14 protein-coding genes and 2 pseudogenes are annotated in these 15,664 nt (G+C 45.8%); 4 read left to right on the top strand and 12 right to left on the bottom strand.

Annotation, left to right across the window (positions count from 1 at the left end; all coding sequences use genetic code 11):
• Positions 1-379: 379 nt before the first annotated feature.
• From RIB93_RS30180 to RIB93_RS30205, 6 genes are all read right to left on the bottom strand, one after another.
• Complete coding sequence (locus tag RIB93_RS30180; RefSeq protein ID WP_446378620.1) at positions 380-1,105, bottom strand: toll/interleukin-1 receptor domain-containing protein; 726 nt, start codon at positions 1,103-1,105, stop codon at positions 380-382.
• A 158-nt stretch (positions 1,106-1,263) separates the two neighbouring features.
• On the bottom strand, positions 1,264-2,832 hold the full coding sequence (locus tag RIB93_RS30185) for a CHAT domain-containing protein (protein ID WP_446378622.1): 1,569 nt from the start codon (positions 2,830-2,832) through the stop codon (positions 1,264-1,266).
• Positions 2,833-3,006: 174 nt separating this feature from the next.
• Positions 3,007-3,657, bottom strand: a complete 651-nt coding sequence (locus RIB93_RS30190) for a hypothetical protein (RefSeq protein ID WP_446378624.1) — start codon at positions 3,655-3,657, stop codon at positions 3,007-3,009.
• A 233-nt stretch (positions 3,658-3,890) separates the two neighbouring features.
• Complete coding sequence (locus RIB93_RS30195) at positions 3,891-4,544, bottom strand: S-layer homology domain-containing protein (RefSeq protein WP_446378626.1); 654 nt, start codon at positions 4,542-4,544, stop codon at positions 3,891-3,893.
• Between the two features lie 253 nt (positions 4,545-4,797).
• Positions 4,798-5,589, bottom strand: coding sequence for a dienelactone hydrolase family protein (locus RIB93_RS30200; RefSeq protein WP_446378628.1), 792 nt, complete (start codon positions 5,587-5,589; stop codon positions 4,798-4,800).
• A gap of 120 nt (positions 5,590-5,709) precedes the next feature.
• Positions 5,710-6,375, bottom strand: coding sequence for a thiamine phosphate synthase (locus tag RIB93_RS30205; protein ID WP_446378630.1), 666 nt, complete (start codon positions 6,373-6,375; stop codon positions 5,710-5,712).
• Between the two features lie 123 nt (positions 6,376-6,498).
• Between RIB93_RS30205 and RIB93_RS30210 the strand changes: the two are divergent.
• The 3 genes and pseudogenes from RIB93_RS30210 to RIB93_RS30220 form a co-directional block, all read left to right on the top strand.
• A pseudogene (locus tag RIB93_RS30210) lies at positions 6,499-6,645 on the top strand (nucleotidyltransferase family protein); the annotation flags it as partial.
• Positions 6,635-6,973 (top strand): HepT-like ribonuclease domain-containing protein, encoded by a 339-nt coding sequence (locus RIB93_RS30215; protein WP_446378643.1) that lies wholly within the window; start codon positions 6,635-6,637, stop codon positions 6,971-6,973. The pseudogene RIB93_RS30210 and the gene RIB93_RS30215, both read left to right, overlap by 11 nt.
• Before the next feature lie 253 nt (positions 6,974-7,226).
• Complete coding sequence (locus RIB93_RS30220) at positions 7,227-8,135, top strand: ATP adenylyltransferase family protein (protein ID WP_446378632.1); 909 nt, start codon at positions 7,227-7,229, stop codon at positions 8,133-8,135.
• 52 nt (positions 8,136-8,187) lie between these two features.
• On the opposite strand, the gene RIB93_RS30225 is transcribed toward RIB93_RS30220, so the two are convergent.
• The 6 genes from RIB93_RS30225 to RIB93_RS30250 form a co-directional block, all read right to left on the bottom strand.
• The gene (locus RIB93_RS30225) at positions 8,188-9,468 is read right to left on the bottom strand and encodes a M16 family metallopeptidase (protein ID WP_446378633.1); all 1,281 of its coding nucleotides are present in this window, start codon (positions 9,466-9,468) and stop codon (positions 8,188-8,190) included.
• A gap of 128 nt (positions 9,469-9,596) precedes the next feature.
• Complete coding sequence (locus RIB93_RS30230) at positions 9,597-10,895, bottom strand: M16 family metallopeptidase (RefSeq protein ID WP_446378635.1); 1,299 nt, start codon at positions 10,893-10,895, stop codon at positions 9,597-9,599.
• 364 nt (positions 10,896-11,259) lie between these two features.
• Positions 11,260-13,389: a putative bifunctional diguanylate cyclase/phosphodiesterase gene (locus RIB93_RS30235; RefSeq protein ID WP_446378637.1), complete on the bottom strand. Its 2,130-nt coding sequence runs from the start codon at positions 13,387-13,389 to the stop codon at positions 11,260-11,262.
• A 118-nt stretch (positions 13,390-13,507) separates the two neighbouring features.
• A complete protein-coding gene (locus RIB93_RS30240) occupies positions 13,508-14,056 on the bottom strand; it encodes an NYN domain-containing protein (RefSeq protein WP_446378639.1) in 549 nt (182 codons plus the stop codon).
• A 59-nt stretch (positions 14,057-14,115) separates the two neighbouring features.
• Positions 14,116-14,793, bottom strand: coding sequence for an energy-coupling factor ABC transporter ATP-binding protein (locus tag RIB93_RS30245; RefSeq protein ID WP_446378641.1), 678 nt, complete (start codon positions 14,791-14,793; stop codon positions 14,116-14,118).
• 11 nt (positions 14,794-14,804) lie between these two features.
• Positions 14,805-15,080 (bottom strand): hypothetical protein, encoded by a 276-nt coding sequence (locus RIB93_RS30250; protein ID WP_006106524.1) that lies wholly within the window; start codon positions 15,078-15,080, stop codon positions 14,805-14,807.
• A 278-nt stretch (positions 15,081-15,358) separates the two neighbouring features.
• On the opposite strand from RIB93_RS30250, the pseudogene RIB93_RS30255 reads away from it, so the two are divergent.
• A pseudogene (locus RIB93_RS30255) lies at positions 15,359-15,664 on the top strand (photosystem II D2 protein (photosystem q(a) protein)); the annotation flags it as partial.

The following is a 15,664-nucleotide window of genomic DNA, read 5'->3' on the forward strand; positions in this document are numbered from 1 at the left end:
GCAAGGAAATGGGGTAGCATCCTTCATAAGTATGGCATCACCTTGCTCAGGGAAAATGTACCCTTGCTCCCCCAGCTCCCCCAGCTTCCCCAGCTTCCCCAGCTCCCCCTCACCACAACACTTATTCAGCAGCCCCTAAGTATTCGGACTTAAGCAGCTACACCATCTATCGTTGAAATGGTGCGTTACGCTACGCTAACACACCCTACTGTCGTGGCACACCTTAATTGGTGGATTAGCATTGTAGGGGCGCATGGCGTGCGCCCGGTTTAACCCTGAGCGAAGTCGAAGGGTTAAACGTCAAATCTATTCCACAATTTTAGCTGTGTCAGTCCACTACAGATAGAGACTATGCGATTCAACCAGACATGACATCACTCTACCTCTTCAAGTGTGGAGCTGCTTGATAAATCGAGTCTAGCAGTCCAGACAGCGACTCGCCTTCTTTTTGACTCGCCAGTTTAATAATTTCCTTCGCTTTTTGCACCTGTGCCACATTCATTGGCAGTTGAGATTCATCTATTTCATAGTAGAAAATAACCTCATCAAACTGAGCTGGAAGCAGGCATTTGAGCAGCTTAAACGCCAAGATTCTCGGTGCAACACCGGATGACACCTGGGCTGGGGGTGAAGCCGGAACAGGTGCAGGCGTCGTCTCACCCTTAAGCGGCGGCTTCCCTGACTCCCTCCGCATCCCATTCACCAGTTGTTGAAATCCTGCCTCATAGTTATCGTCATTAATACTAACGTGAGGAAAAGGTTGCAGAAAAAACGGCTTTTGGCAATCTTTGTAGAGAACAGGTATCAGGCGGCGGCTGGGAGTCCGTGACTCAAGTTTAGCCCGTTTTTCCTCCTCAACTTGTGCCATCAGCCATGCGTCTTTCTCATAACTCACCCACTGGGAATTGACACTATCGGGGGAGAGAACCAGAACCAGAATACCTGCATTGGCTAACCCGTATTCCAACTTATCCGGTATTCTATCACCGGGCAGAATCTCCCATTTATCCAACCAAGCATCAATCCCTTCGCGGCTGCGTAAATCCGTTGCCAGACGCTCAACAAAGGGTTTATCGATACTGCTATGACTGATAAACGCTTTCATTATTTCAGATTATTAATATGGGGACTATTATAAACTATTGAAGATGTTACACACCATCCAGCTATGGCGATTGAAATCGCTGCTACACGAACAAAGCCTGCCTCCGCAGGCTGAATTGAGTCCGCGCAGGCGAACTTGGTTTGTATAGCCCCAGACTTCTAGTCTGTGGGCGATTGGCTTTCACCAATTAACGTAAATGCTGCCCAATCCCGCAGATCAGGATGTTTTTCCATCGTGGTTAACATGGCTTTTCGTAAGGCTTGGGCTTTGTCAGAATTTTGCTGTAAATTAGCATAAAATTCCTGCATCAAAAAGGCGGTGGGTGAATCAGGAATTGACCACAAAGAGACAATCACACTAGACGCCCCTGATGAAATTAAAGCACTAGATAAGCTAGCCAACCCATCCCCACTAATACTCCCTCGCCCCGTATTACAAGCACTGAGAACCACTAACTCAGCAGTCAGGTTTAAATCCAGGATTTCTTGTGCCGTTAGCCAGCCATTATCTGTCTGCGTTGGTGCTAACGCGATCGCACTCTCCCATCCTCGCTGTTCATCAAAGATACCATGAGTGGCGAAATGAATCACTCGTGACGCGGACATCTGCGGCACAATCTCGGCTTTAGTCGCTACCTCTCCGGTAATCGCTTGGGTATTCACCAACGATGCAATCGCCTGGGCTTCTTGTTCGGCAGCAGGTAATGGCGAGAACTCTCCAGGCATCGGGTGAGGATTTCCCACCACTAACCATTGTTGCAGAGATTCTGGAATATTAACCTGGCTTCGGCGGGTGATATCCAATACCATTATCGCCGGAACGGTTAAAATTGTGTGTTTTTCCAGCAAATAATTACCCAACTCATCTTGTAGAGGAGAAAAGGGAATCATCAACAGAGATTGTTGGGGAATGAAGATAACATGAGCGTTAGGATCAGTGGGCAATTTATCCGCGATCGGTTCAATTAAAACCTGATACAATTGCCTAAACGGGGGAATTTTACGCCGAGTTAAACCAACACCCCACTGGGAAGCGGCAAGGGATTGACGGATATTGCTTACATAGTCTGTTAGGGTGGTTTTTTCTTCCTGCCAAAGTTGGGTAAGTTTGCTCTGGTGAAAGGTAATTTTTCCGGTTGGTTCAATCACCCATATAAATAGTTCTTCGCGTTGATTCGCCTCAGCCAAGGGATTATCAATAATCGAGTATTCAATCAAGGTGGCGTTTCGCTCTTGGGCAATCTGTTGAATCTGCTCAATGGTTGGTTCTGCCATAACAGCCGTAATTGTTGACCCGTTAGAATTACCCCTGTTTACTAATTCGCTCAACCCCCTCACCCGACTCTGCTCAGACACTAAAAGTGCTTCATTAATTTTACCCTGAGCAATTAATACTTTTTGCAAGAGCTGATAAATTGCTGCCTGTGTTTCTAATCGTTGGGATTGGGTATCTTGGCTTTTATGATTCAGTGATACCGATGCCAAACTCTGAATTCCTTGGCGCAACATTTGCTCGGCAGCTTGATATTGACCGTTCTGATATAATCCCCATCCCAGATAATTTAAAGACTCGGCTATACCCACGCGATCGCGACTATTCTGATAGAGGGTTAATGCTTGCTGGCTCGACTGTATCGCCGCATCCAATTCCTGCTGGCGTAACTGTTCAATCCCTTGGTTTAACCATCGCTCCGCCTCTGCTTGACGAGCATCAATTGAGAACGTCAACAGAGGGGTTTTGGAGAATAATTCAGTTGAATTTAATCGCAACGGAACTGAGATACCAACAAAAATACTTACGAAGGTAGCGCATCCAAGTCTCTTCCATCCCATGATTAAAACCCTGATTCAGTATTGAGCAGATATCCGAAAGCTTACACTCTTATGCCTTCTGCCTAATTGTTACATACCAAAACGATTAGGATTATCTGGTTTACTTAAATCCAATGTCATCACCTGATTCAGCAAAGCTTGATTAGAATCTAAAACCATCAATAATTGTTGAAACTGCACATTCATTTTTTGCTCCAATATTTTCAAATTCAAGACCACTTGTCGGGCTTTCTCTTCTGATAAACTGAATTTTCCCATAACCTGCTGCACTTCGTCCTGAGAAATTCGCACCGTCATCTGGGTAAACTCAGAGAGGCGAGGCGGAATTTTATTAATATTGTCCGCCTTATCGCCATGATTATAGAAATGAATCCCCTGACGATCTACAAAGAAATCGGCAAAGGGTTTTAAGCCTTCATTGAGAACCATTTGCGTCGCTTGAATTGCCTCTGGTAGTATGCTACCTAAGCCGACATATACCATAAACCAAGCCAGGATATGATGCTTTGCCCCTAGGGATTCCTCTAACCGTTGAGCGACTTGAATCAAGAAATTTCTGGCAACTTCCGCTCGCAATGATTCCGGTTGTTCGCTAGGAATGTCATAGAGCGCGGTTTTCAGGAGTTTATTAAGACGGGGTTGATCTTGGTTGAGTGTAGCCTCAACCACGGCTGAAACTAAATGAGTGTGTATATTATCATTAGAGGGTTGAGAATCCATGGGATAACTCTTTTTCCTAAATTAGGTTCAAAAATAGCTGAGCAATAACAAAGATTGTACATTGCTCATGGTTTATTGTTCAGGGTATTCCTGCAACAAAATCGGATCTTTCCCATCATAGAGGAATGTAGGGGCAACCCACTTGCCAAAATGAACAACTGGACTCTGTTCAATAGGTTCGGGTCGCCCTATACTCAAATCATTGGGTCAAAAGGTATTTACTCAGCGTTTTGTTACATGGGCGCAGGTTCCTCAATCGTCCAAGGAATCGGCGCAGTGGTTTCTTGTCGTTCCAGATATTTACTCAACGCATAAGCCATATCTCCACGAGTCATCGGGGCGAGAGGATCAATAGAATTAGTCAGGGGATCGATATTAACAAACCCCTCATACAAAGCCGTTGCTATTGACTTTCTTGCCCAAGTTGGTATTTTCTCAGCATCGGGATAGCGGGAAAGCAGTTCAGCCACCGTATCCTCTGGAAACTGAAACACGCCATAGGCTTGAGCTAAGATAGAGAAAGCTTCGGCACGAGTAACCCGTTGATTGGGAAAAAATCGTCCCTGACGATAACCGGTCATAATGTTATTTTGCAAGACTAATTGGATATCGCGATATGCCCAGTGAGAGGTAGGCACATCGAGAACAGCAATAGGTTCGTCAGGTTGGGAGACTCGTTTTTCTAAGTCAAAGGTTTTGACTAAAATCGATGCTAATTCAGCTCGATTGAGGATTCGTTGTGCCTGAAAATCCCCCTCGCGATCGCGAGTCATCCATCCAGCCGCGATTACCTGTTCAACGGGGTCAAGGGTTGTTGACTCTTGGGCAACAACGGGAAGACTTTGCAGTAAAAAAACCAGAGGTAGGATGCCAAAAATACGATGCATAGTGTAAGATACCAATCCTTTGATCAACGCCAATGTTTTCCAGAAGCATTGACGTTACCAGCAACCAGCGAGTTTCAATCGGATTAATTCGCTGCACCCTCCTTACACTAAGTTCGTAGTTGCATGAAGTGTACCATAAGCGCTAAAGCGCTTACTACAAACGCACCGATCGCGAATGTCCTCATCCACTCAGATTATCTTGATCAGCGATATCATATCCAGCCGTTCAAAGAACAAAGGACAAATGACAAATCTAGCGAAATAATTCAGCAAAAAACCGATTCATTGCTGCCCAAGAGCGCTTATCTGCCTTCTCATTGTAAGCCACTCCCGTTGAAGGATCATTCCCCGCATTCGGATCACTAAAGCTGTGAACAGCATTACCATACATAACCATTTGCCAGTCTACATTGGCATAATTCATTTCACGTTTAAACGCATCAACTTGCTCATCAGGAACTAAAGGATCGGCTGCACCATGCAACACCAGAACTCTACCTTTAATCGCTTGAGCATCTGCGGGATTGGGTGTATCTAAATTGCCATGGAAACTAACAACCCCAGCCACGGGCGCACCACTGCGGGCTAATTCTAATACTGTACCGCCCCCAAAACAATAGCCGATCGCGGCAACTTGATTCCCATCCGTCAGGGGATATTGTTGCAACACTCGTAATCCCGCCCGGGCGCGATCGCGCATTAACTTTCGATTGGATCGATAAATCGTCGCTTGTTCTCTGGCTTCTTCATTGGTTTTGGGTCGAATTCCCTTACCATAAATATCAGCCGCAAATGCCACATAACCCAATTCAGCAAGCTGTTTTGCCCGTTGTTTCTCGTAGTCTCCCAATCCTTTCCAAGCGTGAACTACCATCACGCCGGGGCGCTTTCCCTGAATCTCGTCATCGTAAGCCAGAAAGCCTTGGAGTACAGTATTACCGTGTTGGTATTCAATCACTTGGGTGCGAACTTCAGCTAAAGCAATAGCTGAACTAAATAGAGTAAGCAGAGGAGTGATGATCAGGGAGGCGATTAGAGGTTTCATAGCGATTAGAATGAGTTATTTTGTTAGAATATCCTATCTGGATAGGATTCGGAACTAGCAGTTAGTGGTTCAAATTCGTAGATACGTTGCGGCGGAATGTCTGTACAAAGTCAATCCTCTTTATTTTGTCGCCCGATGAGCATCCTCATCAAGTAATAATTGAACCACACTAGCAGGATTTTCTGCCGCCATCACCGCACCAATGACAGCAACGGCTTTTGCCCCTTGTGCGATCGCAGCACTGACTCGCCCTGGCTCAATTCCACCGAGGGCGACTAAAGGGCGGTAACTGCGCTTAACGCTATCTCTCAACCCCTGTAAACCTAATGTATGGCGCTGATCATCAGGTTTTGACAAAGGTGAGTACACTGGACTGATAGTAGCATAGTCAGCCAAACCAATATCATCCTGATCGAGTGCGTCGGTTCCATGACGCGAGACTCCTATAAGCATCTCAGGTGGAAGTTGTTGACGTACAGGTTCAATGGCTGTCGTTGATGATAGATGAACCCCCGCCAGATTATATTCCAATGCTAATTGAGGATAGCTGTGTACGAGTAACAATACACCTGTCGAATCAGTTAGCGGCTTTAGGTTCCTAATTGTGGTAGCAATTTCTGAAATTGTCGCTTTTTTGTCGCGTATCAGTATAGCAACACGCTGAGGATTAATGGTATTGAGGATACTTGTTAGAGTTTGTTCGACAGTTCTACCCGCCCGATGACAAGCGGCTTGGTCAGTAATGAGTAAAAGATCGAAGGGTAGAGTAGAATAATTATTAGTCATTGGCAATTTTTTGTATAATATATTGCTGAATAAGCCCTGAACTAAAGCCCTGAACTAAAGTACTCGAAGAGAAGCCGCTCCGCGTCTACGGGCTAAAAGCTAAAACCCGTTAAAACGGGTTAAAATCGACAAGTGGGACTATTTGAATTCATAGCCGTGCGACTTTATTTAGAAGATATTTTGGGGTGTTCTGTAGATAGGGGAACCCAGAAGGCGTTAAGGGAACATTTGCGGGAACCTGTACTAAAGGATGTCATCCGTGCCTTCTAGAGATTGGCAGCTACGCATTCAAGATATTCTGCAATCCATTGCCGAAATTTTACAACGGACAGAGGGAATGGAATTTGAAGATTTCATGGTAAACAGAACAATTATTAAAGCTGTCCTCTACGACTTTGGTATTATTGGTGAGGCGGCTAGAAATATTCCCCCTGAAATCCAATCTCGCTACCCCCAGATCCCTTGGCGATTGATGGGGGATATGCGAAATATTTTTCACGAATACTTCCAGGTAGAATTAGAGATAATTTGGAGGGCGATTAAAAATAATCTTCCCTTGCTGGCTTTACAATTACAGGAGGTACTAGAAAGCGAATAAAATGGAGTATAGCTTCTGACTATTTTGAAATCCGATAAAATTATCAGCCCCTATCCCACAACTCCCTCTGCGTACCTGGAGAGTTAACCTCTGCGTCCTCTGCGTTGTATAAATATAATTCCGATGCTAACGGATTTGCTCTTATTACTGCGTAACCGTTCACTGGGGTTACACCTACCAACACTTTAGTTCTGGGCAAAATTCATCAGATCGTCTAGATTGGATTCGCATACGACTGATATAACAATTGACTATGCCCGAAGAAAAACCCACTGAACCGAAAACACTCACCCTAAAACCGGGTACATTATGGTCAAAGGTTCAAAAGACAACCGAACACGCCCTTCAATGCGGCGCACTGCAACCAATCAAAACCGACTACGAGTTCGTCGAACAGGATGGGATTCGCTTTCTGGTAAGGATTGTCTCTAACCTGGATCGCAAAGCCAAAGCCAAGAAGCAGCAGCAGAAGAAAAAAGCTGACTTTAACCCCTTTCTCCCTTACGAGGAAGATTTATTCGTGGCTGATATTTCCGACACTCACCTGTGTCTGTTAAATAAGTTCAACGTGGTTGATTATCACCTCCTGATCGTCACCCGCGAGTATGAAGACCAAGATAATTGGCTGACATTATCTGATTTTCAGGCAATGTGGACAGGTTTAGCGGAAATTGATGGTTTAGCCTTCTATAACGGCGGTAAAATAGCAGGGGCGAGTCAGCGACACAAACATTTACAACTTGTCCCGTTACCCTTCACCCCAGAGAAACCCAAGCTACCCATTGAACCCGCGATCGCATCGGCTAATTTTCAGGGTTCCATTGGTACAATACCTAGCTTTCCCTTCGTTCATGCCCTAACGCGATTCGATCCCGGTTGGATAGACACGCCAGACGTTGCCGCTAAAGCCACTCTGGACGCTTATCACAGACTTCTACAAGCAGTGGGTAAGCCCTCAAATGGCATCAAACAATCCGCCCCCTACAACCTGCTAGCCACACGAGAATGGATGCTGATTGTGCCGCGATCGCAAGAAGAGTTTGAGTCGATTTCGGTAAATTCACTCGGCTTTGCCGGGGCGCTGCTGGTTCGCAATTCCCAGCAAATGCAGAGTCTCAAAGACGCAGGTCCTCTGACTATCCTCAAACATGTATCGAATTAATAGTACAGCTCCCCGACAACTCCTACGAAGTCGGGGATCTCAATGTCGGATCTCAAACGATCTGGTTAATCGCTTCAGTCGGACCGACTAAGGAAATATAAGGTTCCCCAAAGAAACGTTGTGCCGCCGCTTGTGCCATCTCTGGCGTGACTTGGGCGATCTGCTGCTGAAACTTCAGATCAAACTCAATTCCCAATCCTAGGGTTTCATACCAGCCATAAATCTGGGCAAGTTGAGCATTGGTTTGTTTCCCTAAAGCATATTGACCCAGAAGTTTATTTTTAGCCGCTTGCAGTTCCGCTTCACTCAACCTCAAACTGCAAAGGCGTTCTACTTCTGTCCGCAATCCCTCCATCGCGATTACTGTATTGTCTGGGGCGGTTCCCATATACGTCACAAATAGGGAATCACACTGGCGCGTGGGGTAAAATGCCGAAACATCATAAGCTAACCCTCGTTTTTCCCGCAATTCCACAAATAAGCGACTCGAAAGCCCATTCCCCAGATAGGTATTCAGTAGTTTTAGCGCCCCATAATCTGGATCAGTAACTGATGAGGCTAAATACCCCAGCATTACCACCGATTGTTGGGTTTCCTGGGGGGTGACAACGTGGCAAGGCTGAGGGGTAATTAAGGGTAATGTGGTTGTTGGTAAAGGAGTTGAGGGCGGTTGCCAATCTCCAAAGACTTGTTCAATCTGCTGTACGGCGGCTTCCGGTGAAATTCGACCGGCGACACTAATAACTAGGTTATCCGGGCGGAAATAGGTTTGATGATAGTCTTTTAAATCCGTGGGTAACAATTCAGAAACCGTGGCTTCCGTACCCAATACAGAGACAGCATAGGGGTGATCCTGATATAATGCCTGTCGCAACTGCTCAAAAGCAACGCTAAAGGGTTGTTCTTTTTGGGAACGAATATCCTGAATCGTTAGATAGCGTTCCAATTCTACCTCAGTTTCCGGGAAACTAGGCGATCGCAAAATCTGCCCCGCTAGCTTTAACATCTCCAGCCAGTCGGAGGATACCGTTTTCAGCGATAATAAAAAGTAATCCGTGGCGGCATCTGTATTCAGTTGAGCGCCGACTGATTCGACTCGTTCGGCGATTTCAATTGAGGTCAGGTCTTGGGTTCCTTTAGTCAAAACAGCCGCTAGGAGATGGGTTAATCCTGCCTTATCTCGTGGTTCTCGTTGGCTACCCGTGCGAAAAAATAGGCGAGAGGCAATAATATCAGCGGCTGAATTCTCGATAGCGATAACGACAATGCCATTATCTAAAACCGTGCGATGGATAATGGACTGTTGGGGTGAGGCAGTTAGACTAGAAGGCATAATCGATAATTTAAAGTTCAAAATTTGGTCGGGGCGGGTTTAGTTGCATCTGGGTAAGGATAAAAAACGATAGTCGTCAAACCCGCCCCTACAGCACCATGTAGAGACGCGCCATGGCGCGTCTCTACTCAAAATAATTCTCCCATCAGCAAATCTTCACTTACGGGTTTGAGAACAGTTACGGCATAGTGATAAGGAGAAAGGTAACGTTGTGCTAAGTGCATCAAGTCTACTGGGGTCAGTCGTTGAATTTGCACGGGATAGGTGACAGCTAATTCTGCGGATGCGATCGTGTTGTAATATCCATACAATCCAGCAATTTGACCAGCGGCTTCGGTAGAAAAAATATAGTCATTACACAATAATCGCTGACAGCGACGGATTTCTTCAGAGGATATCGGTGTCTGCTGTAGGTCTAATAGATGCTGACAAATCAAGGCTTCGACTTGTTCTAAATGCTCAGGATCAAGATAGGCGCTGATGGTAAACAAGCTCGAATCCCGCTGGAGTGAAAAACCACTGCCAATATTTTGAACCAGTCGTTCTTCTTCCCGCAATTGTCTCACTAACCGGGATGAGCGTCCATCAGCCAATAATACCGAAAGTAAATCTAAACCATAAGCATCTTTTAACTGATCCACACCAGGTCCAACCCAAGCCATAAATAGACGGGCTTGTTCAATTCGGGGTAAATACAGTTCCTGACGCCGAATCTCAGTCATCGGCGGTTCGGCTTCGGCGGTTAAGTGGGGACAATCACCGGGAGTGGCAAACGAGGCAAAAGACTGATTCACTAAATTTAGCGCTGATTCTTGTTCTACACCGCCAATAATCACCACCGTCATATTCTCCGGTTGGTAGTGACTCCCATGGAAACGGCGCATCTGCTGAGACGTGTGCGCCCTCAATTGTTCTTCGCTACCCAAAACCGAGCGTCTATAGGGGTGATATTGGTATATTATTTCTGAGAGTGCCTGAAAACCTAACCAGTCAGGATTGTCGTAACAGGAGCGAATTTCTTCTAGAACCACATCTCGTTCGCGATCAAATTCGATGTCAGGAATCGCTGGAGATAAAAGTAAGTCCGCTAATGGGGGTAAGGTTTCGTCAAGGTATTGAGCGGCGGTGGTAATAAAGAAATGGGCATAATCGTGGCTAGTCGCCGCATTTGTCAGCCCCCCATGACGTTCAATCACCTGATCAAAAGCACCAGGAACCAGTCGCTTTGTCCCTTTGAAAATCATGTGTTCCAAAAAATGAGCCATCCCGCACCATTCATTGGGTTCGACAATTGCCCCAGCCTTCACCCAGACATCAACCACAACGACAGGTGTTGCAGGTAAATGCTGGTGAATGACGGTTAACCCATTGGCGAGTTTGAATATATCACCCGGAAATTTGGTAGAAATCAGTGGCTCAGATAGCAATTTCTCTAATCTCAAATTTCAGTTACATTAAATTAGTCCCATCTTAGCGCTTGAGGGCGTTCATGACGGAATTAGGTTCAAACATACATAATAAAGCAAAGTAAGCGAGGTTGTAGGGGCGCAAAGACTTGCATCGGTGTCAACTTAAGGTGAAAGTCAATGCTGGCAATGTTTTAAGGTGTGTTTATCTACTCCTCAACATTTTCCCCCTCATCCCCTAACCCCTTCTCCCTCCGTGAGGAGAAGGGGAACCGGATTTTCTTGCTCCCCTCTTGCTCCCCTCTCCCAAGCTTGGGAGAGGGGCTGGGGGTGAGGGGTTGAGCGAAGTCGAAACCCAACCTACAACCCTACACTCTATAAAGGTTTACCACTGAGGAATTCCGCCTAATAAAAGTCCGGCGGCACACTTAGTCAACGGTTTGGAAAATAAATATCCTTGTCCTTGTTCGCAGTTTAGTAGTTTCAATTCCGTCAATTGTTCGAGAGTTTCTACCCCTTCAGCAATCACATCCATTCTTAAACTATGAGCGAGAGTAATAATCGTTCGGATAATCTCAGCGTTGCGGTTTTTCTGATTCATTTGGCTAACAAAAGAACGATCAATTTTAAGAGTGTTCACTGGAAAGCGGTGTAAGTAACTTAAGGACGAATATCCTGTACCAAAGTCATCCACGGATAACTGGATATTTCTGGCTCTCAATTGTAGCAGCATCTTGGTGACTGTTTCAGCATTTTCCATTAAGATACTTTCAGTAATTTCTAGCTTTAAAAAACTGCCATCTAAACCTGTTTCTGCTAAAATATGATCAATTTGCTCAATTAGATCCGGCTCCTTAATCTGTTTGCCCGATAAATTGACACTCATTTTCAATGGCTCTGGTGTAGGGAATTGGGTTTGCCACATCCGCAGTTGACGACAAGCTTCATGAAGTACCCACTCTCCCAGAGGAATAATCAGTCCAGTATCTTCAGCAACGGGAATAAACTCTGCTGGAGAGACTAACCCTCGTTCTGGATGTCGCCAACGCACCAGTGCTTCAAATCCGGTTAGCATCCCTGTTACTAATGAAGTGATCGGTTGATAATAAACTTCAAATTCCTGCCGTTCCAATGCTCGTCGCAAATCATTTTCCAAGGTCAATAATTCTAGGGCGCGAGCATGCATGATTTTATCAAATATTTCATGACGGGCTTTGCCGAGTTCTTTTGCCCGATACATGGCAATATCAGCATCCCGCACGATATCTTCGCTGCGCTCATATCCTGTGGAACTGAGGGCAATGCCAATACTAGCACTCGTAAACACTTCATGATTATTCAGGTTAAAGGGGGCTTTTAAGGTTGCCTGAATCCGCTCAGCTACACGAGTAGCATCTTTTATATCTTTGATATCTTCTAGGAGAATCGTAAATTCATCGCCACTTAAATGGGCAACGATGTCAGTGGTTCGTACACACTTTTCTAGCTGACGGGCGGTGGCAATTAGGAGTTGATCCCCGACATCATGTCCCAAGCTATCATTCACTACTTTAAAGCGATCCAAATCCAGGAACAGAACCGCAAATAAATAATTCTGATTCCGTTTGGCTAATTTAATCGTATGGTTAACCCGCTCCATAAATAGATTACGATTCGGTAACCTGGTTAAGTTATCATGTAAAGCATCGTGGCATAACTGTTCTTCGATGTGTTTGTGGTGACTAATATCAGTAATCGAGAAAACAATATGGGTAATCAATCCGTCGGCATCTTTTAAGGGAGCGCCATTAACCGAAAGGTATTTACGGGTTCCATCCGCCCATTCAATCGCGTGCTGGACATCGAAAACGGGTTGACCTGTTACCATCACCTGTTGGAATGGTAGTTGTTCCTCTGGAAAGGGTCCGCCTTGAAAATCAGTAATCTGCCAAGTAGGACAGTTGTATCGACGTTCTACTAATTCGGATTGAGTCAAACCGAGGACTTGCTGCGATCGCGCGTTGGCAAAGATAATGTTACCGTGAGTATCAACCACCGTAATCGCGGCGACACTGGTTTGCAGAATGCCCTGGAGTAGATCGTTTTCGGTACAGAGTTGGGCGTCGGCTCGTTTGTGTTCGGTAATATCAGTAGCAATTCCATCAATCCGAATCACAGAACCCCTCTCATCCGCGATCGCACAGACGCGATTGTGTATCCAACGTACCTCCCCATCAGGTCGGACAATTCTGTATTCTACGGCTTGATGACCGCTTTCTCCTAAACTCTGAAATTGCTGCTGAACTCGCTGGCGATCATCGGGATGAATCATCAACTCCCATAGAGTTGGCTGATCATACAGTTCACAAAGGGTTATGCCCAAAATAGTCTCGGCAGCTTGATTAATATACAGTAGCTTATAAGTTTGGGCTGACACTGACCAAACGATCTCGTCTAGAGAATTGAGAATATCTGAGATTAGCTGATGTCTTTCTTGGGGCTGGGGTTCTACCCAATTATACTGAGTAATATTCATTGCCTCATTGTTGGTGCCAATGGATTCTATCGGCGTCCCAAACAACCTTTTTCGAGACAGCCTCTGAATAGCTACATTGATTTGTTAATAATTCAAGAGGGAGCGACGTTTCCCTGTATCAGCGAATACCTTGACGCCATTGAGATAACCGTTGTTGTGCCGATTTGTCAAGGGAATGCACTAAAAAACGACCGCGAGATTGTTTTGGCGATCGTTGTCGGCGGCGGACTCGACGACTTGTACAATAGACCTCACTAATTAACTGTTGCGAGGACATCCATTCTGCCCCATACCCAATAACAGTTAGCTGCTGTGCCCGATCTGAAGTTGCGACGATTAATCGTTGCTTGAACAGCTTCGGTTTACTGCGAACAGCCGCACAAAATTTTTCGATGTAGCTATCGGCGGTCTGCCCAAAGTCTGTATAGCAGATTGATACATGGGGGGTTATATCTTCGTGGCGCGTTCCAGTCGGTTGATAGTGAGCGTCAAAGACAACTTTAGTTTTATAGCCGTGAAAGGCGCTATAGTTAATTAAAACCTCAACTAATTCTTGCCGCGCTGCCAATAGTCCATGGCGATCGCGTGTCTTAGTCAAACTCGACTCGGTGCCGATGATGTTATAACCATCAACCAGTAAAACAACCTGGGGTGGGGGAGAGGGCATTTTTCAAGGCTAATTTAATATTTTTTGTTAATTTTTCTCAATCTCCTCTTTATATTAATTTATGATGACATTTTTGTCTCACCTAGAAGCCGTTGCTTGAGTCGCTCCGGTTCTCCCTGTGCTACCACCCGACCATTTTCCAGCAAAAATGCTCCGTCGCAGTAATTCAACTCTTCCAACCGATGAGTCACCCAAAGGGCGGTTAACCCGCGACTTTTGACCAAGCGCTGCACCTGAGCCACCAGATCTAACTGAGTGTCGGGATCAAGCAAGGCTGTTGGCTCATCCAATAAAAGGATCTCAGACTGACGCGCGATCGCACCCGCAATAGCAATACGCTGCTTTTGTCCCCCACTCAGGGCGTAAATCGGGCGTCGTTGTAAATCCAGCAGATTGACAGCGGCTAAGGCTTCGGTGACTCGGGCGCGAACTTGGGCGATCGAAAGTTTCTCCTCGACCAATCCAAACGCCACATCTGCACCGACTGTCGGCATAACCAGCTGATGGTCAGGATTTTGGAAGACAAATCCCATGAGTCCCGAAATCTGTATCTCACCCGAATCAGGTGACAATAATCCAGCCAGCAACCGCAACAATGTTGATTTACCACTGCCATTTGTCCCCAAGAGCATCCAAAACTCACCCTTGGGAACTTCTAGAGAGCAAGCGTCTAAAACCGATGCTCCACTAGACCAACTGAAGCATAGATCCTGTACCGTAATTGCGGTTTGAACCATGACGTTGGTGATTACTGTTGTTCTTCCGCTAAGGCAAAGAAACCGGGTGTACGCCCTGCCCCCACAGCACCAGATTTCTGAGAAATCATCACCGCACTGATCTCATTGGTGAGAACGCCAATTTTCTTATCGGACTGGTGTTCACACGTCAGTTCCATGAACTCAGGTTTACCCGAACTCATTGCTTTCATAATTTCCTGGTAAGTTTCTTCCGCCGCTTCTGCTGACTTCCGTTGCACGGATAAGGGGAAGGGCGTGTTTTTCAAAGTCAAGTCAATCGTGAACATGCTACTCTCAAGCGCGATACTCTCCCTCTTATCTTAGACGGGAGTTGGCACAGATGAGGAAGATGAGGGAGATGGGGGAGATTGGGAAGGACGAATGACGAATGACGAATAACAGTGGCAAAATTTGAAAATTTCTTTTAATATAAGTTCAAGACCGTAAAGAAAAGTAAACTTTACTCACAATCGGGTCAATTATCTGCTTAGGCACAGCCTGAATAGGTTGACCGAGTGAAATGGCTTTTCTTTCGTACTTATAAATTCTTGGAGATCTACACGTTATGACAATAGCTGTCGGACGCGCTCCCAGCCAAAGAGGATGGTTTGACTCACTCGATGACTGGCTAAAGCGCGATCGCTTTGTATTCATCGGTTGGTCAGGTCTACTCCTGCTCCCTTGCGCCTACTTGGCGGTTGGAGCTTGGCTAACTGGTACAACCTTTGTGACATCTTGGTATACCCACGGTTTAGCCTCTTCCTACTTGGAAGGCTGTAACTTCCTCACCGTGGCGGTTTCCACCCCCGCCAATACCTTCGGTCATTCCTTACTTCTACTGTGGGGACCTGAAGCCCAAGGCGACTTCACC

The organism is Coleofasciculus sp. D1-CHI-01 (genome assembly GCF_040218875.1).
Lineage (GTDB): Bacteria > Cyanobacteriota > Cyanobacteriia > Cyanobacteriales > Coleofasciculaceae > Coleofasciculus.